Source organism: Chromohalobacter israelensis DSM 3043 (assembly GCF_000055785.1).
Taxonomy (GTDB): Bacteria; Pseudomonadota; Gammaproteobacteria; order Pseudomonadales; family Halomonadaceae; genus Chromohalobacter; species Chromohalobacter israelensis.
In genome coordinates, this window is record NC_007963.1 from 1,252,635 (window position 1) to 1,274,451 (window position 21,817).

Here is a 21,817-nt window from a genome sequence, read left to right on the forward strand (position 1 = left end):
AGTCACACACAACAAGCGAGACAGCAAGTGTATCGGGAGGTCGGGAGATGATTACCCAGGAAGACGTCGAGCTGGCACGCAAGGCGCCGTGGCTGAAGTCACCGCGCGTGGACGACACCAGCCCTGAAAACAGTGCCTTGTTCACGATCGGCACCATCATCGAGGCACGCGTTCGCGAGGCGTCGCGGCCGTTGCGCGAGGTCGTCGACGACATGGCGCGACGTTTCGCGCCCTGGGGGCTGGACTCGCGTCTGGCCGAAACGGCCTATCGCTACGTGCATTGCTGGGGCTGATGTCCTCTTCGGGACGCCGGCGCCGATAAGCGTTGCATTGCGCGGCGCCGCGCCCCACAATGCCGCGCTAGCGGAAGGGGAGTATTCCCGATGCGGGCCGCCCGGCCCGTCGATTCGCGCTGTCATCGTCAGCACGGGCGCAACGCCCCGGTGACAGCGGCTCGGTGCCAACGCCGAGCGGGAGAGACCTTCGGCAACGTTGACCGTTGACCGGAGGTAGACTCATGCACGTTCCCCTGTGGGTATGGCTGGCCACCGTGGCCGGCATCATCGCGCTGTTCGTTTTCGATTTCGTCTGTCACGTACGCAAGCCGCACGAGCCGAGTTTCAAGGAAGCGGCTGCCTGGTCGTGCGTGTTCATCGCCATTGCCGTGGTGTTCGGGGTGGGACTGTGGTTCGTCTGGGGACCGCAGCGCGGCGCCGAGTACTTCGCGGGTTTCATTACCGAGAAGAGCCTTTCGGTGGACAATCTGTTCGTGTTCGTGATCATCATGGCCAAGTTCGCGGTGCCACGGGTCCATCAGCAGAAAGCGCTGCTGATCGGCATCGTCATCGCCTTGATCATGCGCGGCGTCTTCATCGCCGTGGGCGCGGCGGCGATTCATCAGTTCAGCTGGGTCTTCTACATCTTCGGCGCCTTCCTGCTGTGGACCGCCTACAAGCTCGGCAAGGAGAGCTTCAAGGACAGCGACGAGGAAGAAGAGTACCGCCCCAACCTCGCGGTGCGCCTGGCGCAGCGCTGGCTGCCCGCGACCGAGGCGTATCATGGCCAGCGCCTGATCGCGAAGGTCGACGGCAAGCGGGTGGTGACGCCGCTGTTCATGGTGATCGTGGCGCTGGGCTTCACGGACCTGCTGTTCGCGCTGGACTCCATTCCCGCCATCTATGGGTTGACGCGCGAGCCCTATATCGTCTTCACCACCAATGCCTTTGCCCTGCTGGGCCTGCTGCAGCTGTACTTCCTGCTCGGCGGTCTGCTGTCGCGCCTGGTCTACCTGGGCCTGGGGCTGTCGGTGATCCTGGCCTTCATCGGCGTCAAGCTGGTGCTCGAGGCGCTGCACGAGAATACCTTGCCGTTCATCAACGGTGGGCACCCCATCGAGTCGATTCCCGAGATCCCCATCTGGCTGTCGATGACCGTCATCGTCGGGGCGCTGGTGACCACCAGCGTGGCGAGCTGGATCAAGGACCGCCGCGACCGGGTTCGCGCCTGACGCAGGTTCAGGCCACGCATGACGGGGCGACGTCAGGAGGCGTCGCCCCCGTACAGCCTGTGCAGCAAGTCGCGTAGATCGGCCATCGAGCGCGCGGGCGTATCGCGGAGCGGTTGTGTGCCGCGCACGAAGCCATGCTCGAGAAAGGGGGCGATCAGGTCGGGGTCGCCGCTGACAACGTGCACCGGCACTTCGCGGTCGGGCGTGAAACCGAGCATTCCCGGGGCTGCCTGATGATCGCCGAGCAGGATCAGCAGGCTGTCGGCGTCCACGTCATGCACGGCGTACTCCGCGGCGACCGCCAGCGAGTACGCCAGCGAGGGGCCGTAGCGCTGACGCATGCCCGCGTTGTCTCCCCATTTTTCGAGAAAGTCGCTTCCGGCGTCTTCCCAGCGCGAGAAGCCCTCGCCGTCGCCGATGGCGTCCCAGGGCAGCGGTTCGATCACCGGTGTCCAGGGGGCGTGGCTGCTGATCAGCGCCAGTTCGGCGAATACCGGCTCGGCATGCGCGTCGCGCAGCTGGCGCAGGCGATGCCAGACGAATTGGTCGGGGATCGTCACCCAGCCCAGGCGCGGCCCGCGATAGTCGAGTCGGGGGTCGTCGTGGATGGTGTCATAGCCCAGGCGCCGTCCCGCCGGCCAGTCGCGATAGATGGCCGGCATCATCGCCACGCTGGTGTGCCCGCTGCGTTCGAAGTCGTCGACGAGAGTCGCGCGCGGGCTTTCCAGCAGGAGGTCGTAGCGTAGCGTGGAGTCGATCCATAGCCCGCTGAGCACGCTGGCGTGGGCCAGGCGCGACTGGCCGCCCAGCGTGGGCGAGACGAGCCGGCCGCTGGCGACGCTGAGGCCGGCGCGTTCGAACGTCTCGGCCATGGTGTCGAGACGTTGGTTCACCGGTGCCGCGAAGGGCGCGCGTTCCAGCGCGGCCATGCCGTAGGACTCGACGAACGCCAGGATGACGTCGCGCCCCGCGAGCCCGGGCAGGGGGTGCCCCTCGGGGGCATCGAGCGGCGTCTCGCTGCGTGTCAGCTGGGCATCGAAATCGCGCACAGCCGCGTGGGTGGCGTAGGCGCGCGTGACCTGGTCGGCGAGCAGGCCGACGCCGGGCGTGCCGAGCCAGGTCGTGTGTCGGGTGGGGCCGAGCAGCACCAGTCCCGCACTCACGACCAGCACCCCGACGAGAGTGAGACGGGCGGACGGTCGGCGAGGGCGGGGCAGGGTGGCGAGCAGATGACCGAGCCCGCCGCCGATGGCGAGCAGGCCGACGATCGCCACCGCTACCAGCACCAGGCTCGTCGCCAGCCCCAGATTGTCGCGCAGCAATTCCAGGAAGATCGGCAACTGCGCGGGGTCGAGATAGGGGTTGAAGAGGCGGCCGCGTATTTCCTGGGTGACCGTGTTGCCCACGGTGCCCAGCACGACGATGGCGATGAGGGCGCCGGCGGCGTAACCCAGCCCGCGCCGGGCGTGGCGATGCCCTGGCCACAGGCTCAGGGCGGCGATCAGCATCAAGCCGTCCACGGCCAGCCAGGGCATTGCCGTGACCCCCGTACGCGGGAGTGCTGTGGCGATGAGCGTGACATTGACGAGCAGTAGCGTTAACCACCAGCGGCGCATGCGGATCCCTCGTTCGCTATAGAACAAAAAGCATCTAAGTCCATTCCTACAAATAACTTCAGGGAATATTCGCGGTTCGTCACAATGCGCCTATCGTTTTCTGTTTAGGACATTGGCGGTATGCCGTTCGATGCGTGGCTGACGCTGGCCGTGGTGGCGGCGTCGTTCCTGTTGATGGCGCTGAGCCGTCTCGGGCCGGACGTGATTCTCCTGGGCGCGGTCATCGCGCTGTTCGGCGTCGGCATCATCGATGCCGACGAGGCCCTGGGAGGCTTTTCCAACAGCGGCCTGTTCACCGTCGCCTTCATGTACATCCTCGTGGCAAGCATACGCGAGACGGGCGGCATCGACCTGATCATTCGCTACCTGCTGGGCCGGCCGCGACACGAGCTGGGCGCCCAGGGGCGCCTGCTGTTGCCGGTCTCGGCGATCAGCGCCTTTCTCAACAACACGCCGGTGGTGGCGACCTTCCTGCCGGCGGTACTGAGCTGGAGTCGCCGCCTGCGTCTGCCCGCGCACCGCCTGCTGATGCCGCTGAGCTTCGCCTCGATCCTGGGCGGCACCTGCTCGCTGATGGGCACCAGCACCAACCTGGTGGTCGATGGCCTGCTGCGTGAACGCTATCCCGAGCGTGCCCTGCACCTGTTCGACATCGCCTGGGTCGGCGTGCCCGTGGCGCTGGTCGGGCTGGCCTACCTGATGCTGGTGGGGCGCTGGCTGCTGCCCCGGCGCCGCACCGCATCGGATGTCTTCGAGAACCCGCGCGAGTACACCATCGAGATGCAGGTCGACCCGCAAGGCCCCATTGTCGACAAGAGCGTCGAGGAAGCCGGGCTGCGCCATCTCGAGGGCCTGTTTCTGGTCGAGATCGAACGCGATGGCAACGTGGTCTCGGTCGTGGGGCGCGGCGAGCGCCTCAAGGCCAATGATCGCCTGGTCTTCGCTGGGACCACGGAAGCGGCGGTGGAGTTGCAGCAGATTCGTGGCTTGCGGCCCACCGGTCAGGGGCAGTCGAGCCTCAAGAAGGCGTTCGCCGAGCGGCGTCTGGTCGAAGCGGTGGTCTCCGAGCAATGCCAGTTCCTGGGTCGGCGCCTGCGCGAAGGGCATTTCCGAACCTTCTATGGCGCCTCGGTGCTGGCGGTATGCCGGCATGGCGAGCGCGTATCCGGCAATCTGGGACAGATCCGCCTGCAGGCGGCGGACGTGCTGCTCATGGAGGTACGCCCGGCGTTCGTCGAGCGACATCGTCAGTCGCGCGACTTCCTGCTGATCAGCGAGCTCAATGGCCAGGCGCGGCCGCACCACGAACGCGCCTGGGTGGCATGGAGCATCATGCTCGGCGTGGTCGGGCTGGCGGCGTTCGGGGTCCTGAGCCTGCTCAAGGCGGCGATGCTCGGCGTCGCACTGGCGCTGATGACGGGGTGCTGCTCCATCGGCGCGGCCCGTCGTGGACTGGACACCCAGGTGCTGCTGACCATCGCCGCGTCCTTCGGGCTGGGAGCGGCGATGGAAAGCTCCGGTGCCGCCCAGGTCCTCGCCCAGGGCGCCCTGTCGCTGGCCGATGGCAACCCGTACCTGCTGTTGATCGGAGCGTATCTGGTGGTGGCGTTGCTCACCGAAGTGGTCACCAACAACGCGGCGGCGGTGATCGCCTTTCCCATCGTCACCGGAGCCGCGCAGCAATTGGGCGTGGATATCATGCCCTTCGTGATCGCGGTGATGTTCGCCGCCTCGGCCAGCTTCCTGACGCCGATCGGCTATCAGACCAACCTGATGGTCTACGGGCCCGGCGGGTATCGCTTCAGCGACTATCTGCGCGTCGGGGGCGGCCTGAGTGTATTGGTGGGCGCGGTGACGCTGGTGCTGATTCCGTTGATCTGGCCGTTCTGACGCACGCTCGGGAGGCGTGGACAGGGCCGCCCGTTTGCCACATCCTGTGCCTTCTCATCCGCGCAAATCGTTTCAAGGAGCCCAGCCGATGGCCGACTCTTCGCCTCTGATCATCGAACCCCGACAGGCACGCGCGGCCGATGCCACGGTCATTCTCCTGCACGGCCTGGGCGCCGACGGGCATGACTTCGAGCCGCTGGTGCCGGCGCTGCCCCTGGCCAAGGACCTGGCGGTGCGTTTCGTGCTTCCGCATGCGCCGCGCATGCCGGTGACGGTCAACGGCGGCATGGAAATGCCGGCCTGGTACGACATCCTCGACATGAACCTCGGCCGGCGCATCGACGAAGCGCAGCTCAAGGCATCGGCGGACATGGTGCATGGGCTGATCGATGCCGAGATCGCCCGCGGCATCGACAGCCGGCGCATCATCGTCGCGGGGTTCTCGCAGGGCGGTGCGGTGGCCTATCACGCGGCGCTGACGTACCCCAAGCCGCTGGGCGGGCTGCTGGCGTTGTCCACGTACTTCGCGACCGCGACCTCCATCGAGCCCAGCGAGGCCAATCGCGCACTGCCCATCGAAGTGCATCATGGCAGTTTCGATCCGGTGGTGCCCGAGGCGCTGGGGCACGAAGGTGCCGAGCGGGCCGAGGCGCTGGGCTATGCGGTGACCTACCGCACCTATCCCATGCAGCACGCGCTGTGTCCTGAGCAGATCGAGGACATCGGCCAGTGGCTGAACGCTCGGCTGGGCGCGAAGGAGGCATGATGCAGAGCATGGAAACGCCCGAGCCCGGTGACGGCGTGCGTCTTTCCACGCCCGCCGCGAAGCGCAACCGCGAGCCGATCCTGGCGCTGCTGCGCGAGGTCTTGCCCGCCACGGGGCGCGTCCTCGAAATCGCCAGCGGCAGCGGTGAGCATGCCGTGCATTTCGCGACGCACCTGCCCGCGCTCGTCTGGCAACCCAGCGACCCCAGCGCGCAGGCCCGTGGCTCCATCGACGCCTGGCGGCGTCACGCGGGGCTGACGAACCTCGAATCGCCGCTCGCGCTGGACGTCACCGGGTCCTGGCCCGATGCGGCCGACGAGGTATCGGCCATGGTCTGCATCAACATGCTGCACATCTCGCCCTGGGCCGCGACCCAGGCGCTCTTGCGCGAGGCCGGCCGTCGCCTGCCGGCGACCGGCGTGCTGGTGGTGTATGGTCCCTTCATGCGACACGGCGAACACACCGCCGCGAGCAATGCCGCGTTCGACACCGATCTGCGCCGCCGCGATCCGGCCTGGGGCATCAGGTCGCTCGAGGACGTCGCGGCCGAGGCCGAGGCGCACGGGCTCGATCTGCAGCGTGTCGACGAATTGCCGGCGAATAACCTGGGCGTGGTCTTTCGGCGGCGCTGACGACGGTGGCACGTTGCTGCGCTTGATTTCTCGCCCAGGGCCCCAAACACTAGGGGCAGTACATGGATTGTGGCGGCGTCGGCGCAAGCGGCGTGGGTCTCGATCCCTTTCCGCAGGCTCATGGAGGAATGGCGATGAACGAGGACTTTTCCATCGAGATGCGTTTGCCCAAGGGATGCCCGAAATGCGGCAGCCACAAGGTGACGGTCTCCCAGGCGCAGCAACCCGATGACCGGGTGTTCTGCAGCTCATGCAACACCGAGATCGGCGATTATCAGACCGCCAAGCAGATGCTCGACGAGATGCCGCGCAGCGAGAACGAGCAGCTCATCGAGGACGTGGTCAACAACCGCAAGCCGTCTTCCACCGAGGAGTAGCATCTCCGTCGGACGGTCGGCCTTCCGGTTCCGCCGCCCATGCATGATGACAGCGCCCCGGCCGTTCGGCCGGGGCGCTGTGCGTTTCGGGAATGGAACGCGCAGGAGAAACGCGTCGCGAGACGCGGTGTCAGAGCAGTTCCTCGGCAGCCAGGGCCAGGCGTGAGCGCTCGACGCTTTTCAGGGTGATGTGGCCGGCATGCGGCCAGTCGCGGAAACGTTCCACCGCGTAGGCCATGCCGCAGGTGTTGGCGGTCAGGTAGGGCGTGTCGATCTGTCCCACGTTACCGAGCAGTACCAGCTTGGTATTGCGTCCCGCCCGGGTGATCAGCGACTTGAGCTGCTTGGGCGTGAAGTTCTGCGCCTCGTCGATGATCAGGAAGGTATCGCTCAGGGTCCGCCCGCGCATGAAGCTCGGCGAGCGAATCTGCACGCGCGAGCCGATCAACTGACGGGTCGCGCCGTCGCTCCAGCTGGAACCGCCGTGCTGTTCATCGCGCAGCAGATTGTCCATGTTGTCGTGGAATGCCCCCATCCACGGTGACATCTTCTCCTCTTCGGTACCGGGCAGAAAGCCGATGTCCTCGCCCATGGGGATAGGCGCACGGGTGAAGACGATGCGCTCGAAGCGCTTGCTGTCCAGGGTTTGCTGGAAGGCCGCCGCCAGGGTCATGTAGGTCTTGCCGGTACCCGCGTTGCCGGCGATGGTGACCAGGTCGATCTCGGGGTCCATCAACAGGTTGAGGGTGAAGTTCTGGCGGCTGTCGTGGGCATGCACGCCCCAGACGCCGTCGTGGTGGCGGTAGTTGGTCAGCAGTTGCAACGAGGCGCGACGCGGGGCGAGAGAGCGCACGATGGCCTCGAAGCCGGCGCCGTTCTCGCTGTCGGAGACCAGCATGCCGACATGCCAATCCTTCGGCAACTCGCCGGATAGATGGTAGAGAGTGCCCTCCTCGGTGCGCTCGACGTCGACCTCGACATTCAGCCGGTCCCACAGCCCGCGCCCTTCCTGGCCGGCCTCGGCGTAGACCTTGGCACCCTCGATCATCGCATCCAGATCGTCGAAGGCACGGTCGTTGAGATAGTCCTCCACGGGCACGTTGAGGGCCGCCGCCTTGACGCGCAGGTTGATGTCCTTGGTGACCAGGATCACCGAGGCGTCGGGACGCTCGTCGCGAAGGCGGCAGGTTTCCGCGAGCAAGCGGTTGTCGGGCGAGTCGACCAGCGGGTCGAGTGTCTTGAGGTCGGTGTAGCACAGAAAGCGTAGCCGACCGCTGGGGCCGTGGCTGACGGGCAGGGGGATACCGTCTTGAATCTGATCGGGGGTGAAGCGGGACGTCAGGTCGGAAAGCGTGCGGCTGATCTGCCGCGCGGTCTGGGCGATTTCACGGATGCCATTCTTGTGCTTGTCGAGTTCCTCCAACACGGTCATGGGAATGACGACATCGTGTTCTTCGAAGTGGTATAGCGCTGCGGGATCGTGGATCAGGACGTTGGTATCCAGCACATAGAGCCGGGTCGCTTTCTTGTCGAGTCTCACCATCGGGGGAAGCACTCCTTGGTTAACGGCTTCTCCGACCCTGACAGAATGATGTTGCGCCTGCATGGCACTCGACTCACCCTGGCAGCGTCGCCTGCGAAACGGTCCGGTCGAGATGGTGTCGGGCTCTCCTCCTGTCGGTATGGTTATCTTCAGCATGGCCCAGCGACACGAAAATGCAATGCAGGCAGGCAATGGACGGCTCATTCGTCCATCGTCGGCCGATGTCATCGCCATGGCTACACCAGGTCGCGGGGGATGTCCTCGTCCCAGCTCTTGGCGAACACGCGGCTGTCGTTCTCGTAGGCGTCCAGCGTGGCGCGCAGGCGAAAGCTTTCCGCGCTGGAGGTCATCAAGGTGCGGGTCACGCTGCGCACCTCCCAGTCACCGCGCCGGAAGCGTCGCTCCCACTGCGTCCAGCCGCTCAGGCTGTCGTAGTTGCCGTAGGCGTAGGTGTAGCGTTCGATGACGCGTACCGAGAGTTCGAGGTCGATGTCGTCGAGACGTATGACGCCCTCGTCGTTGATGACCTCGAGCATGGTCTGGTCGTTGGCGAGATCGCGTATCACCCGCCACGTTTCCTGATTGGGTTGTATGCGAGTCACGGCGAGCGGTGGGGCACCTTCGGGATCGGCGAAGACGGGCAGGTCGGCTTCCTCGCGGGGCTGCGGTGGTCGGCAGGGCAGGAGCAGTCGGCTGCCGGCAGGATATAGCGTCAGCTTGACGGGGGCCGGCGCGGGCCAGGCGAGCGGCCAGTAGCTGGTCGAGACCGACAGCCGGATGGCGTTTCCCGCCGGGAATTGCTGGGCGATGTGCTTGAGCAGGACGCGCACGCGGTAGCGTTTGCCGGGCTCCAGGGGCTGCGGATGTTCATCGCTGTCGCGGTGGGTCAGGTTGAGCAGGCCGTAGGAGATGCGCGTTGCCTTGTCGTCCTCGGCGATGTCGCTGAGACGCAGCGCCACCATCGCCACCGGCTGATCGGCTTCGAGCTCCAGTTCGACGACGGGCTGACCGCAGATCTCGATGTCCCGGTCGAGCCGTGCGGTCTGGAAGACCAGGGCGCCACCGTCCTCGTCGCGCTGATCGTGTGGCAGATCCGGGGGCGCGTTGTACGAACACCACTTGCCAGCGTAAAGCCCCACCGAAAGCGGTGAGCGCACCGTCAGCGGAGTATTGTCGGGTGCCGCGTCTTCCTGAGTTCCGGGGAGAAGGTCGTGGCCGCTGGTCAGTCGGAAGGGGCGAGTGTCGATGCGCGGCGACGGCCAGCAGGGTTCCGATACCCAGCGGCCCGGACGCGCCTCGTAACGCGCCGACGGCGGGACCGATTCCTGCATCCAGACGCGCAGCATGGGCTCGTCCATGATTCCGGTCGCCTTGCCCTTCAGCCAGTGGTCCCACCAGCGCAGCGATTCCTGAAGGAACCCGATGGCAGGCCCGGGCACGCCGAGATGAGGATACTTGTGCGCCCAGGGACCGACCAGCCCCTTGCGCGGCACGTCGAGCCCCGCCAGCAAGCGGAACACGGCGTTGCAATAGCCGTCAGCCCAGCCGCTGACGGCGTACACGGGGCAGCGGATGCGCGAGAAGTCCTCGCAGACCGAGCCGTGCTTCCAGTAGGCATCGCGGCGCTGATGCTGCAGCCACTTGGCCAGCCACAGGCCGCTGCCCTCGAGGCGTTCCTGCCACATGTCGCGCCAGCGATCGCCGACGAGCAACGGGTCCGGCGGACAGGCATTGGCATCGAACATGGTCGAGGCCCACGAGAGGTTGTCGCCGAGCAGACAGCCGCCCATGTGATGAACGTCGTCGGCGTAACGGTCGTCGGTCGAACACAGCGTGATGACGGCCTTGAGCTCGGGAGGCTGCAGCGCCGCGATCTGCAAGCCGTTGAATCCGCCCCAGGAGATGCCGATCATGCCGACATCCCCGGTGCACCAGGGCTGCCGGCCCAGCCACTGGAGAATCTCGACGCCATCGTCGAGTTCCTGCTGCAGGTATTCATCGCGCAACACTCCATCCGATTCGCCGCTGCCTCGCATGTCGACGCGGATGCCGGCATAGCCGTGGCCGGCCCAGTAGGCATGCGACTGGGCATCGCGCATGGCCGTCAGATCGCGCTTGCGATATGGCAGATATTCGAGAATGGCTGGCACGGGGTCGCGCTCGGCATCCACCGGACGCCAGATGCGCACCGCCAGCCGACAGCCGTCGGCAAGCGTGATCCAGTCCTCCTCCTCGTGAATCTGGCGGGGAAAATGGCTGACGATGCGCATGAAACGGTACTCCCTGGCGTGTCACGAATTGGAGCGGCCGCCCGTGGCCCGACGTCGTCGGAAGCCGGACGGGCCTAGCCCACGATGTCTTCGAACTCGAAATGCAGTTGCTCGGCGAGCCGTGCGTAGTTGGCTTCCAGCGAGGCGTCGTCGTCCGCGCCCATCCAGACATACGCCAGGGCGAAGCTGTAGCTATCCTGCTCGGGGAGAGAGGACAAGCGCATGCCGACGTCGACCTGCAGGGCGATCACGGTGCCGGGAAAGGCCTGCTGCAGGGCGTCGATCTCTTCCATGCTGGGGACGCGAGTGACGGTGGCGTCGACGAAGAACACGCGATAGAAGAATTTCGCCGCCACCTTGAAGGCTCCCTGGCGATAGGGCATGTCGGGCATGTTGCCCAGGGCCAGGTCCACCGTCACCTGCTGGTGGCTGACCCCGTCGACCTTCTCGAAGAGGTCGCAATGCGACTGTGCGATGCGCGTATTGATCTCCAGCAGCCAGATACGGTCCTGAACTTCATCCCAGAAATATTCGATATTGAAGGCAGCATCGTCATAGCCGATATGGGCCATGACAAGGCGTGTCAATTCTCGCATCTTTTCCTGAATATGATCGGGAAGTCGCGAGGGATATCGATAATGGAAAAAGCTTAGCACCTGCGGATAACGAATCGAGTCGACGATACCGTAGGGTACGACTTCTCCCTGAAAAACATAGCCTTCCACCGTGCACTGCCAGCCACCAATGATTTCTTCCGCCATGCAGTGACCGCCATCGATGGCGCGCACTTCATCGGGAAGGTTGGCGTGCTCCATAACGAAGTTGAAGGGTTCGGAGATCGTTCCGATGTCTTCCTGTAATCGTGATACGGCATGTTCGAAGTCTTCGGGGCTCTCGATGCGAAAGCCTAGCCGTGACCCCGACGATTTGATGGGTTTGACGAAAAACGGAAAATAAAGCCCCTCTTCGCCTATGTGATGAAGCGCCTGAGGGTCGAAGGGATCGAAGGCGGTGAAGCGGGGAATATAGTCGCCGATGACCTCGCGCTGGACGAGTCGGCTCCAGTACTTGTGTTCGCACTTGAGCAGGCTCTCGAGGCTCGTGGAGCGCGTGCCGAAGCGCTTGCAGAGCAGCGGGAGCATGGTCGAGACGGGAAAGTCCATGTAACCGACGATGGCATCGATCGGCTCGCCGAAGGCGCTCAGTTTCGCCTCGGCCCGTGAGACCATGTCTTCGATGGGAAAGATCTCGGTATCGTAAACCTCCGACGGTTCAATGACGCCGTGGAACCGGTAGTGCTCGGCTCCATGTAGATGTTCCAGTCGCGCTCTGTTCAGCTCGTCCAACCCGACTACGAAAATATTGCGATCGCTCATGGTCGCCTCCTGGCGAAAAACGGCGCTTTCCTTCCCTGACGTCGAGATCGTTATCATTTTTTTAAGACGGCATTCGCGGCCTGAAAATCCGGAGGCGGGGTTGCCGATGACTGAAGAATAGCGGGTTATCGACGCTGTGCAGCAAGAAAATATGAGATACCAAAAAAATCATTGCTTCACATGATCGTGATCACCGTTACGAAAGCCTGTTACTTATCTGGCAGGGACGAGAGGGGGCTGTTATAAGTGAAGTGTCTGGGGCAGCTGCCGCACGATACGACGTTGCCTAATGCACAAGGTGATGATTCAGTCATTCCTTAAAAGCGTCGCTGGGCGACGAGGGAAACATGACATCAAGACCTTCGACGGTACGCGGCCATATCGTGGCCATTGGCGGTGCCGAGGATAAGACCTCGGAATTGGCCATTCTCAAGCGGGTCTTCGAACTCGCGCCCGAGGATAGTCATGAAGTCTCTGTCATCGCGACGGCGAGCAGCATCCCCGACCAGCTCCTGCCCAGTTATGAAGCCGCCTTCAAGCGCCTGGGGGCCAGCCAGGTCCATGCACTGGACATCCAGGACCGCCAGCAAGCCGCCGAGGCCGAGGTCGTGCGCTTGATCCAGCGCAGCGGGGTGATCTTCTTCACCGGCGGCGATCAGTTGCGCCTGACCACGGTACTGGGGGGCTCCGCCACGCTGCGTGCGGTTCGTGAGCGCTTGCGGGCCGGGGCCGTGGTAGCGGGGACCAGCGCGGGGGCGGCGGCGATGCCCAGCACCATGATCTACAACGGCGCGGCGTCGGATGCCCTGCGCAAGGGGGCGGTGAACATGACCTTCGGGCTCGGCTTCGTTCGCGGCATGGTCATCGATAGTCACTTTCTCGAGCGTGGTCGCTTCACGCGTCTCATGGAGGTAGGGGCCAGCAACCCCGAGCAGCTAGGTGTCGGCCTGGGCGAGGACGCCGCCGTCATCATTCACCCCGACCGCATTCTCGAAACCATCGGGCCAGGGCATGTGATCATCATCGACAGCCGGGATCTCGCAAGCTCCAATATCGCGGAACTGGAGATGGGCGCCCCGGTCGCCGTCGAGAACATGATTCTGCACGCCATGGTCAGCGGGCATGGCTATGACGTCGATGCTCGGCGCTATCTGGTGGCCGAGGAACTCGAAGCGGTATTGGCAAGGAGGCGCCAAGAATGAAGATTCTCGAGCATCGCGCGTTGCGAGGGCCGAACTATTACAGTCGTTATCAGGCGATCTTCATGCGTCTGGACATCGAGGCGCTGGAAACGCGACCGAGCGATCAAGTGCCCGGCATCGTCGAGCGCTTGACCGGGCTCTTGCCGACGCTGCAGGAGCATCGGTGTTCGGTGGGGCGTCCCGGCGGTTTTCTGGAACGCCTCGCGCGCGGCACCTGGGCCGGCCATGTCGTCGAGCACGTGGCGATCGAACTGCAGAACCTGATCGGTTTCTCGGTCGGTTATGGCAAGACGGTCGACTCCTACGAGCCGGGTATCTACAACGTCGTCTACCGCTATCGCGACGAGGCCTGCGGGCTTGCGGCGGGCGTTGAGGCCGTCGAGCTCGTCACGCGACTGTTCGCCGGTGACGACATCGATATCGAGGCCATCGTCACGCGGCTCAAGGATGTACGCGACGCGCACGTGCTGGGGCCGTCGACGGCCTCGATCGTGGCGGCCGCGCAGCGTCGGGGCATTCCCTTCATGCGCCTCGACGCGGAAAGCAGCTATGGACAGCTCGGACATGGGCATCGCCAGCAACGCTTCCAGGCGACGGTGACCTGTCGCACCAACCTGATCGGACATGGCATCGCCCACGACAAGGACTGGACCAAGCGAATCCTCGAGGAGGCGGGCATTCCCGTGCCGCGTGGTTACGTGTGCCATTCGCTCGACGAGGCGAGCGAGACGGCGAGAGAGGTCGGCTATCCGGTCGTCGTCAAACCCTTGATCGGCAATCACGGGCGCGGCGTCAGCACGGATGTCGAGGACGAGGCGGCCCTGGCCAATGCTTTCGCGGCGGCCGCCAGGCACAACGAGGCGGTCATCGTGGAGCAGTATGTCCGCGGCGAGGATCATCGCCTTTTGGTGATCGATGGCAAGCTCGTGGCCGCGGCCCGGCGACGTCCGGCCCATGTGATCGGCAACGGCCGGGCAACGTTGCAGGCGTTGATCGACGCCGAGAACCGCGATCCGCGTCGCGGCGTCGGTCACGAAAACCTGCTGACGCAGATCCATGTCGACGAACAGACGCACCGGTTGCTGGCGCAGCAGAATCTGACGCTGGACAGCATCATCGACGATGAGGCGGTCGTCTATCTCAAGCCCACGGCAAACCTGAGCACCGGGGGAACGGCGACGGATGTCACCGAGGATGTCCACCCCGAGGTGACGTACATGGCGGAGCGCATCGCGCGCTTGGTGGGGCTCGATATCATCGGCATCGATCTGCTCGCCGAGACGTTGACGCGTCCGCTGGAGGAACAGTCGGCCGCAGTGGTCGAAGTCAACGCCGGGCCGGGCTTTCGCATGCACCTTTCGCCGACCCATGGCACCGGCCGTGATGTCGGGGCGCACGTGGTCGACATGCTGTTCCCGGACAGCGAGGACGACGGACGCATTCCCATCGTGGCGGTCACCGGCACCAACGGCAAGACCACCACGGTGCGCCTGATCTCGCACTTGCTGCGGCAGGCGGGGCGCAGCGTGGGCATGGCCTGCACGGGCGCCATCGAGATCGACAACCATGTCATCCTGCGTGGGGATTACAGCGGGCCCCAGGCGGCGTCGATCGTCCTGCGCGAGCCCACCGTCGAGTACGCCGTGCTCGAAGTGGCCCGTGGCGGGATCATGCGTCGCGGCCTGGGCTTCGATGAATGTCATGTCGGCGTGCTGCTGAATATCGCCAGCGACCATCTGGGGGAGAGCGACATTCATACCCTCGATGAACTGGCACGCTGCAAGAGCGTGGTGATCGATGCCGTCGGCAAGTCGGGCACGGCCGTGCTCAACGCCGACGATCCGCGCGTGCTGGCGAGTCGGGAATGGGCGCGGGGCGATGTCATCTTCTTCACCCTGGACCCGGAGTCGCCGACCGTGCGGGCGCACGTGCGCGACCACGGAGTCGCCTTCACCGTGCACCGCGACCATATCGTGATGCGCCAAGGCCACGTCGAAGCCGAGATCATTCCCGTGGCCAACGCGCCCATCACCTTCGAGGGACTGGCCAGCTTCAATGTCGCCAACGCCCTCGCCGCCAGCGCGGCGGCGCATGCCCTGGGGCTGGGCATTGCCGACATACAACGTGGTCTGCAGACCTTCCATCCGACGCCGGGGCAGAATCCCGGACGCACCAACCTGATCGATGCCGGCGGTATGAAGGTGCTGATCGACTACGGGCACAACGTGCCGGCCCTCGAGGCCTTGAGCGAACTGGTCAACCGCATTCCGGCCCAGCGTCGACTGTGCGTGGCCAGCGCGCCGGGCAATCGCCGCGACGAGGACTTGTTCAGCCTGGGGGCGCAACTCGCCAGCATGCATGACGTAGTGTTTCTGTGCGAGACCGCGCCGCGTGGCCGCCCGGAGGGAGAAACCGTCGATCTGCTGCGCCAGGGGGCGATGTCGGTGTCCGGCACCTGCCGGGTCGAGACGATCATGCAGGAGTCCCAGGCCGCCGCCAAGGCGCTCGATGAAGCCCACGAGGGCGACCTGCTGGTATTGCTGGTCGACGATGTCGAGGGTGTTCTCGAACGTCTGCGTGGCCGCCGCTTCCTGCCGTCCCATGCAACGCACGACACGCCGGGAGATCGCCCATGATGTCCGGCAAGGCGCGTCAGGCCGCGCCCATGACCTTGTTGCGCGTGGCTGAGGTGTTCGCCCCCGAACGGCTGGCGGCCACCGACATTCTCATGGCGGGCGGACGGATCGTCGCCCTGGGACAGGGGCTCGCCGTTCCCCAGGGCTGGCCGGTCCAGGTGGTGGACGCGCGCCACCTGATCGCCGTGCCCGCCTTCATCGATCAGCACGTGCATGTCACCGGGGGCGGTGGCGAAGGCGGTTGCGGCACCCGCTGCCCGCCGATCACCACCCGCGACATCGTGGCGATGGGCATCGGCACGGTGGTGGGCGTGCTGGGGACCGACAGCATCAGCCGCTCGCCGGCCGACCTGCTGGCCGCGGTGCGAGGACTGGCGGCCGACGGGCTGGCCGCCTACATGTACACGGGCGCGTATCGAGTGCCGGCGCCGACCCTCACCGGCGATATCCAGCGCGACCTGGCCTGGATTCCCGAGGTCATCGGGGTGGGCGAAATCGCCATTTCGGATCACCGCTCTAGCCAGCCGCGCCAGGACGAGCTCGAACGGCTGGTGAGCGACGCGCGGGTCGGCGCCATGCTGGCCGGCAAGCGGGGCATCTGTCATTTCCATCTCGGCGACGGCAAGCGGGGCCTGGAGCCTCTGCGGCGCTTGCTGACGGAGACCGAGATTCCGGCGGATCAAGTGATCCCCACCCACGTCAATCGTCGTGCCGAGCTGCTCGAGGAGGCGGCGGAGTATGCGCTGGCATTCGATGCCAGCGTGGACGTCACCGCGTTCGAGGATGCCGGCGACGGGCTTTCCGCGTTCGATGCGGTGTCGCGCCTGCTGGCGCGTGGCGTGTCGCCGGCACGCATCACCCTGAGTTCGGACTGCAATGGCAGCCTGCCGGAATTCGATGCCGATGGCGCCTACGTGGGCATGCAGGTGGCGCGCAATACCACGTTGATCGCGGATTGGCGCCGATTGGTCCATGCCCGGGTGCTGCCGCTCGAATCGGCGCTGGGGCTGCTCGCCGGCAATGTCGCGCGCGTGCTGGGGCTGGCCGACAAGGGCCGCCTGGCGGTGGGCAGCGATGCCGACATCACGCTGCTCGACAAGGCCCTGCAGCCCCAGCGCACGTTCGTCGCGGGGCGCTGTCTGTACGGCGCCGTCGACCATCACGAGACCGCGCGGTGAGCAGGTCGCCGGGCCGCCGACGAGGCTTTCGCGTCGGCGGTCCTTGCTCGACGCTCAGACCCTGATCATGACCCGATCGCCGTCGATCTTGACCTCCCAGGTGCGCAGGTGGACGCTTTCGTCCTCGACGCAGACGCCGTCGTTCAAGCGGAAGTGCTGCTTGTAGAGCGGCGAGGCGATGACCGGCTCGCCCTTTATGTCGCCGACGATGCCGCGGGCGATCACGTTGGCGTTGGAGAACGGATCGTGGTTGTCCACGGCGTAGATCTCGGGCGTCCGGCCGGGCAGGTACAGAAGCGCGACTTGCGTGTCGGTGCCTTCCAGCCAGGCGGCCACGCCGGAATGGGCCACCAGATCGTCCCTCGCACACAGCGTCTGCCAGGTCCGGGTCGGGGTTGGGGGAATTGCGGTTGCGGTAGACATGGGTCATTTCCTCGTGCGTTCGGAGAGCGTGATAGCTGGGGCCTGGTGCCGTCGATCGCTCCCGGGGCCGGGCCATCGAGGAGGCGTCGTGAACCCTTTCCTGGGCACTACCGACGCCATCTCTGGCGTCGGATCTCCTCTACGGCCCGCCTCGGTACCCCTGATGAGCAGGGGTTGCGCTGCCATGAGAGCGGCTCGGTCGTTCAGGCCGGCCGGAGCTGGCCGCGCTCCTCGGTGGCAATGATGTCCGGATCGGGGCGGCTGTCATTGACGAAGGTGCGAAAGCGCTTGAGCTTCTCCGGATTGGAGAGGGTGTTGGCCCATTCGCACTCGTAGGTGTCGATGACGTGTTGCATTTGTGCCTCCAGCTCGTCGCCGAGGCCGAGACTGTCGTCGAGCACCACGTCCTTGAGATAGTCGAGTCCCCCTTCGAGGTTCTCGCGCCACACCGAGGTGCGTTGCAGACGGTCGGCGGTGCGGATGTAGAACATCAGGAAGCGGTCGATGGTGCGGATCAACTGCTCGTCGTCGAGATCGGTGGCGAACAGCTCGGCATGACGCGGACGCATGCCGCCGTTGCCGCACACGTAGAGGTTCCAGCCGTGTTCGGTGGCAATCACGCCGACATCCTTGCTTTGCGCCTCGGCGCACTCGCGGGTACAGCCGGAGACGGCGAACTTGAGCTTGTGCGGCGAGCGCAGCCCCTTGTAGCGTTCCTCGAGCCGGATCGCCATGCCCACGCTGTCCTGCACGCCATAGCGGCACCAGGTGCTGCCCACGCAGGACTTCACGGTACGCGTGGCCTTGCCGTAGGCGTGGCCGGTCTCGAAGCCGGCCTCGATCAGTTCGCCCCAGATGTCGGGGAGCTGATGCAGCTGGGCGCCGAACAGGTCGACGCGCTGTCCGCCGGTGATCTTGGTGTAGAGGCCGTATTTTTTGCCGACTTCGCCCAGCACGATCAGCTTCTCGGGCGTGATCTCGCCGCCGGGGATGCGGGGCACCACGGAGTAGGTGCCGTTCTTCTGCATGTTGGCCATGAAGGTGTCGTTGGTGTCCTGCAACGGCACGTGGGCGGCGTCGGTGATCGGCTCGTTGAAGCAGGCCGCCAGGATCGAGGCCACGGCGGGCTTGCAGATATCGCAGCCAAGCTTCGGGGCTGATGAAGAGCCGAGGCCGTGACCGGCGGTCGTGCCGTGTTTTTCGAGCAGTTCGCTGAAGGTCTTGATGCCCTCCACACGAACGAGGGAGTAGAGCTCCTGGCGGGTATGCGCGAAGTGCTCGCAGATCGACTGGTCGACCTCGACCCCGCGGGCCGCCAGCTCGTGGTCGACGACACTCTTGAGCAGCGCCGCGCAGCCGCCGCAGCCGGTGCTGGCCCTGGTCTCGTCTTTGACGCTGGCCAGATCCAGGGCGCCGGCGTCGAGCGTCGCGCAGACGTCCCCCTTGGTGACGTTGTGGCACGAGCACAGGGTGGCGGTGTCCGGCAGGGCATCCGGTCCCAGCGTCGGCGCACCTTCGCTGGATGGCAGGATCAACGAAGCGGGGTCGTCGGGCAATGCCAGCCCGTTGGCGTAGTACTGCATCAGGGTGTCGTAGGTGGCGTTGTCGCCCACCAGCATGGCACCCAGCAGCTTCTTGCCGTCGCTGGAGACCACCAGCTTGCGGTACTCCTGCTTGAGCTCGTCGAGGTAGCGGAAGGTGCGCGCGCCCGGTGTGCGATCGCCATGAGCATCGCCGATGGCGCCGACATCCACGCCCAGCAGCTTGAGCTTGGTGCTCATGTCGGCGCCGGTGAAGGTCGCATCGCCCTCGGTCAGCGTGGCGGCGGCGACTTTCGCCATCTGATAGCCCGGCGCGACCAGCCCGAAGATGCTTTGATTCCACAATGCGACCTCGCCGACGGCGAGGATCGCGGGGTCGCTGGTCAGGCAGCGGTCGTCGATGACCACGCCACCGCGCTCGCCGATTTCCAGGGCGCAGTCTCGCGCCAGTTGATCGCGAGGCCGGATGCCGGCGGAGAACACGATGAGATCGGTTTCCAGCATCTTGTCGTCTTGGAAGACCATGCGGTGAAAGCTCGTCTCGCCGGCCTCGATGCGCTGCGTGGCGCGATCGGTGAGTACCTGCACGCCCAGGGCTTCGATCTTCTCGCGCAGCAACGCGCCGCCTTCGGCGTCCACCTGCATGGGCATCAGACGGGGCGCGAACTCGACCACGGCGGTATCCAGGTTCAGACCGCGCAGGGCATTGGCGGCCTCCAGCCCCAGCAGCCCGCCACCGACGACCACGCCGGTGGTGGCATCCTCGGCGGCCTCGCGAATGGCGTCGAGGTCGTCCAGGGTGCGATAGACCAGGCATTTCTCGCGGTCGTTGCCGGGAATCGGCGGCACGAACGGGTAGGAGCCGGTCGCCAGGACCAGGCGGTCATAGGGATGACGGTCGGACTCGGTGACGACCTCGTTGGCGTCGCGGTCGATGGCGGTCACCGTGTCGTGCAGGCGCAGGTCGATGCCGTGCGCGGCGTAGTCGTCGGCGCTGGCAAGCGCCAGCGAGTCGGCATCGCGTCCGCTGAAGTACTCGGACAGGTGGACCCGGTCATAGGCGATGTGACGTTCCTCGCCGAACACGGTGATGGCGTAGTCGCGGGGCGCACCGCATGCGATGAGCTGCTCGACCAGGTGGTGGCCGACCATGCCGTTGCCGATGATGATCAGTCGTTGCTTGCTCATGATAAGTACTCCTGTCGCACTCCGGCGATGAATAGAGACGGCCCGAGGGTCGGCGCCAAGACGGATGACCTTCGCGCCGGCCAGCCCCGGCGCTCATGAAACGGGGGCTGGGGCGCCGCTAGGCGACCTCCTCGAGAAGTGGCCTGGCGTCGCTGGCACCAAACAGCAGGGCCTGGCGACAGGCGCTCAGATCGTCGCCGGCCAGGGCGCACTGGAAGTACCAGGGCCCGTCGCCGGTGTCGCCGTACAGCACCGCGCCGTCGATGACCCCGTCACGCAGCAGCAGGCGGCGGTAGTCGCCGTGCTGCGGATCGTGGTAGGTCAGCACCTCGTGTGCCGAGGTGGGCGCGATCGGGCCGAAGGCGTACAGCGAGATACCGCTGACCTTGAGCTTGGTGGCGCAGGGGCGTTCGCGATAAGGCGCGGGCGTTTCGCCGCATAGCCGGGCGGCGAGGACCTCGGCCTGGCGCCAGATGGGTTCGACGAGACCGTAGGTGGTGCCCTCGAACTCGCAGCATTCGCCGAGCGCCGAAATGTTCGGATCGGACGTGGTCATGAAGGCATCGACCTGGATGCCGCGGGCGGTCGCCAGACCGGCGCGTTCGGCGAGTGTGGTGTTGGGCACGATGCCGATTGCCGCGACGACGCAGTCGGCTGCGAGCGTGGTCCCGTCGCTCAGGACGACGCCGGTGGCGCGCTGGCCGTCGGCATCCGGGGCATAGGCCGCGAGATCGGCGCCGGTGTGGATCTCGAGGCCTCGGGCGCGCAGCTCGGTGGCGAGCATGTCGGCGGCGGTGGGGTCGAGTTGGCGATTCATCAGGTGCATTGCGCGGTGCACGACGCTGACCGTCATGCCGCGCTTGCGCATGCCTTCGGCGGCCTCCAGGCCGAGCAGGCCGCCACCGATGACCACGGCGCGGCCGCCCGCGTCGGCCAGGCTGGCCAGCCGCTCGCCGTCCTCCAGATCACGGAAGGCGTGGATGCCGTCGAGGTCGCTGCCCGGTACCGCGGGGCGTGCGGCGCGCGATCCGGTGGCGAGTACCAGCCGGTCGTAGGCGAGTCGGCGCCCCTGGTCGGTGGTCAATGTCCGGCACTGCCGGTCGATGGCGGTGACGCGCTCGCCGGCGATCAGCGAAACGCCCTGCGCGGCATACCAGTCGTTGTGGCGCAGCGTCAGGGCCTCGCGGTCCATGTCGCCGGCCAGCCAGGGCGAGAGCAGGATACGGTTGTAGGCCGTTGCCGGCTCGTCGCCGAGAATCGTGATATGGCGCGGGCGGTGAGGGTGCGCCAGCACGGTCTCGAGCAACCGGTGCCCGGCCATGCCGTTGCCGACGATCACCAGATGTTCGTCGTATGTACTCATTTCCCTGCCTCCCTGACAGTGTGAAGCAGAAACGCAAAAGCGCCTGACACCCGGCGGGGAAACCGGATGCCAGGCGCCTTTGCCTGAAGAGAATCGTGTTGTCGCGAGCCCTGTGTCGGCTCCGGCCGGCGCGAGACGCATGCCTGTCTCGTGCCCGAGGGGTCGACGTTGACCCGCCTTGTCCGATGTCATGCCAGGGGCGTGCCAGTCACCAGACAAGGCTTTTTATTCAGTCGGTTACGAAATATCGGTTGGCTCCGGCGAGGCAGGAAGGCAGCCGGCGTGAACGATGGCTGTGCGGGAACGCCG

General features: G+C 65.7%; 16 protein-coding genes. 9 read left to right on the plus strand and 7 right to left on the minus strand.

The annotated features are described in order from the left end of the window. The first annotated feature begins 47 nt into the window (after window positions 1–47). Window positions 48–293: a hypothetical protein gene (locus tag CSAL_RS05620; RefSeq protein WP_011506405.1), complete on the plus strand. Its 246-nt coding sequence runs from the start codon at window positions 48–50 to the stop codon at window positions 291–293. A 224-nt stretch (window positions 294–517) separates the two neighbouring features. Beyond that, on the plus strand, window positions 518–1,507 hold the full coding sequence (locus tag CSAL_RS05625; RefSeq protein WP_011506406.1) for a TerC family protein: 990 nt from the start codon (window positions 518–520) through the stop codon (window positions 1,505–1,507). A 32-nt stretch (window positions 1,508–1,539) separates the two neighbouring features. Here CSAL_RS05625 and CSAL_RS05630 read toward each other — a convergent pair whose 3' ends face one another. After that, on the minus strand, window positions 1,540–3,123 hold the full coding sequence (locus tag CSAL_RS05630; protein ID WP_011506407.1) for an alkaline phosphatase family protein: 1,584 nt from the start codon (window positions 3,121–3,123) through the stop codon (window positions 1,540–1,542). 120 nt (window positions 3,124–3,243) lie between these two features. Here CSAL_RS05630 and CSAL_RS05635 point away from each other — a divergent pair, with 120 nt between their 5' ends. The 4 genes from CSAL_RS05635 (at window position 3,244) to CSAL_RS05650 (ending at window position 6,788) form a co-directional block, all read left to right on the plus strand. Then, on the plus strand, window positions 3,244–5,013 hold the full coding sequence (locus CSAL_RS05635) for an SLC13 family permease (RefSeq protein ID WP_011506408.1): 1,770 nt from the start codon (window positions 3,244–3,246) through the stop codon (window positions 5,011–5,013). An 88-nt stretch (window positions 5,014–5,101) separates the two neighbouring features. Then, the gene (locus CSAL_RS05640) at window positions 5,102–5,779 is read left to right on the plus strand and encodes an alpha/beta hydrolase (RefSeq protein ID WP_011506409.1); all 678 of its coding nucleotides are present in this window, start codon (window positions 5,102–5,104) and stop codon (window positions 5,777–5,779) included. Further along, entirely contained in the window at window positions 5,776–6,411 is a 636-nt protein-coding gene (locus tag CSAL_RS05645) for a DUF938 domain-containing protein (protein WP_043558028.1), read from the plus strand. The genes CSAL_RS05640 and CSAL_RS05645 overlap by 4 nt, the downstream gene beginning before the upstream one ends. 134 nt (window positions 6,412–6,545) lie before the next feature. Continuing rightward, window positions 6,546–6,788, plus strand: coding sequence for a hypothetical protein (locus CSAL_RS05650; protein ID WP_050934496.1), 243 nt, complete (start codon window positions 6,546–6,548; stop codon window positions 6,786–6,788). 130 nt (window positions 6,789–6,918) lie between these two features. Here CSAL_RS05650 and CSAL_RS05655 read toward each other — a convergent pair whose 3' ends face one another. From CSAL_RS05655 to CSAL_RS05665, 3 genes are all read right to left on the minus strand, one after another. Next, entirely contained in the window at window positions 6,919–8,331 is a 1,413-nt protein-coding gene (locus CSAL_RS05655; protein WP_035410805.1) for a PhoH family protein, read from the minus strand. Window positions 8,332–8,567: 236 nt separating this feature from the next. Then, on the minus strand, window positions 8,568–10,601 hold the full coding sequence (locus CSAL_RS05660; RefSeq protein ID WP_011506413.1) for a CocE/NonD family hydrolase: 2,034 nt from the start codon (window positions 10,599–10,601) through the stop codon (window positions 8,568–8,570). A 74-nt stretch (window positions 10,602–10,675) separates the two neighbouring features. Continuing rightward, the gene (locus CSAL_RS05665; RefSeq protein ID WP_011506414.1) at window positions 10,676–11,977 is read right to left on the minus strand and encodes an ATP-grasp domain-containing protein; all 1,302 of its coding nucleotides are present in this window, start codon (window positions 11,975–11,977) and stop codon (window positions 10,676–10,678) included. Between the two features lie 347 nt (window positions 11,978–12,324). On the opposite strand from CSAL_RS05665, the gene CSAL_RS05670 reads away from it, so the two are divergent. From CSAL_RS05670 to iadA, 3 genes are read left to right on the plus strand one after another with little or no spacing between them, the layout of a single operon-like run. Further along, entirely contained in the window at window positions 12,325–13,179 is an 855-nt protein-coding gene (locus CSAL_RS05670; protein ID WP_011506415.1) for a cyanophycinase, read from the plus strand. Next, on the plus strand, window positions 13,176–15,815 hold the full coding sequence (gene cphA, locus CSAL_RS05675) for a cyanophycin synthetase (RefSeq protein ID WP_011506416.1): 2,640 nt from the start codon (window positions 13,176–13,178) through the stop codon (window positions 15,813–15,815). Before CSAL_RS05670 ends, cphA begins: the two co-directional genes overlap by 4 nt. Beyond that, complete coding sequence (gene iadA / locus CSAL_RS05680; RefSeq protein WP_011506417.1) at window positions 15,812–16,993, plus strand: beta-aspartyl-peptidase; 1,182 nt, start codon at window positions 15,812–15,814, stop codon at window positions 16,991–16,993. The genes cphA and iadA overlap by 4 nt, the downstream gene beginning before the upstream one ends. Before the next feature lie 54 nt (window positions 16,994–17,047). Here the strand turns inward: iadA and nirD are convergent, their stop codons facing one another. The 3 genes from nirD to CSAL_RS05695 form a co-directional block, all read right to left on the minus strand. After that, window positions 17,048–17,416, minus strand: coding sequence for a nitrite reductase small subunit NirD (gene nirD, locus CSAL_RS05685; RefSeq protein WP_011506418.1), 369 nt, complete (start codon window positions 17,414–17,416; stop codon window positions 17,048–17,050). A 203-nt stretch (window positions 17,417–17,619) separates the two neighbouring features. Beyond that, window positions 17,620–20,145, minus strand: coding sequence for a nitrite reductase large subunit NirB (nirB, locus tag CSAL_RS05690; RefSeq protein WP_011506419.1), 2,526 nt, complete (start codon window positions 20,143–20,145; stop codon window positions 17,620–17,622). A 118-nt stretch (window positions 20,146–20,263) separates the two neighbouring features. After that, window positions 20,264–21,508: an NAD(P)/FAD-dependent oxidoreductase gene (locus tag CSAL_RS05695; RefSeq protein WP_011506420.1), complete on the minus strand. Its 1,245-nt coding sequence runs from the start codon at window positions 21,506–21,508 to the stop codon at window positions 20,264–20,266. Between the last annotated feature and the right edge of the window lie 309 nt (window positions 21,509–21,817).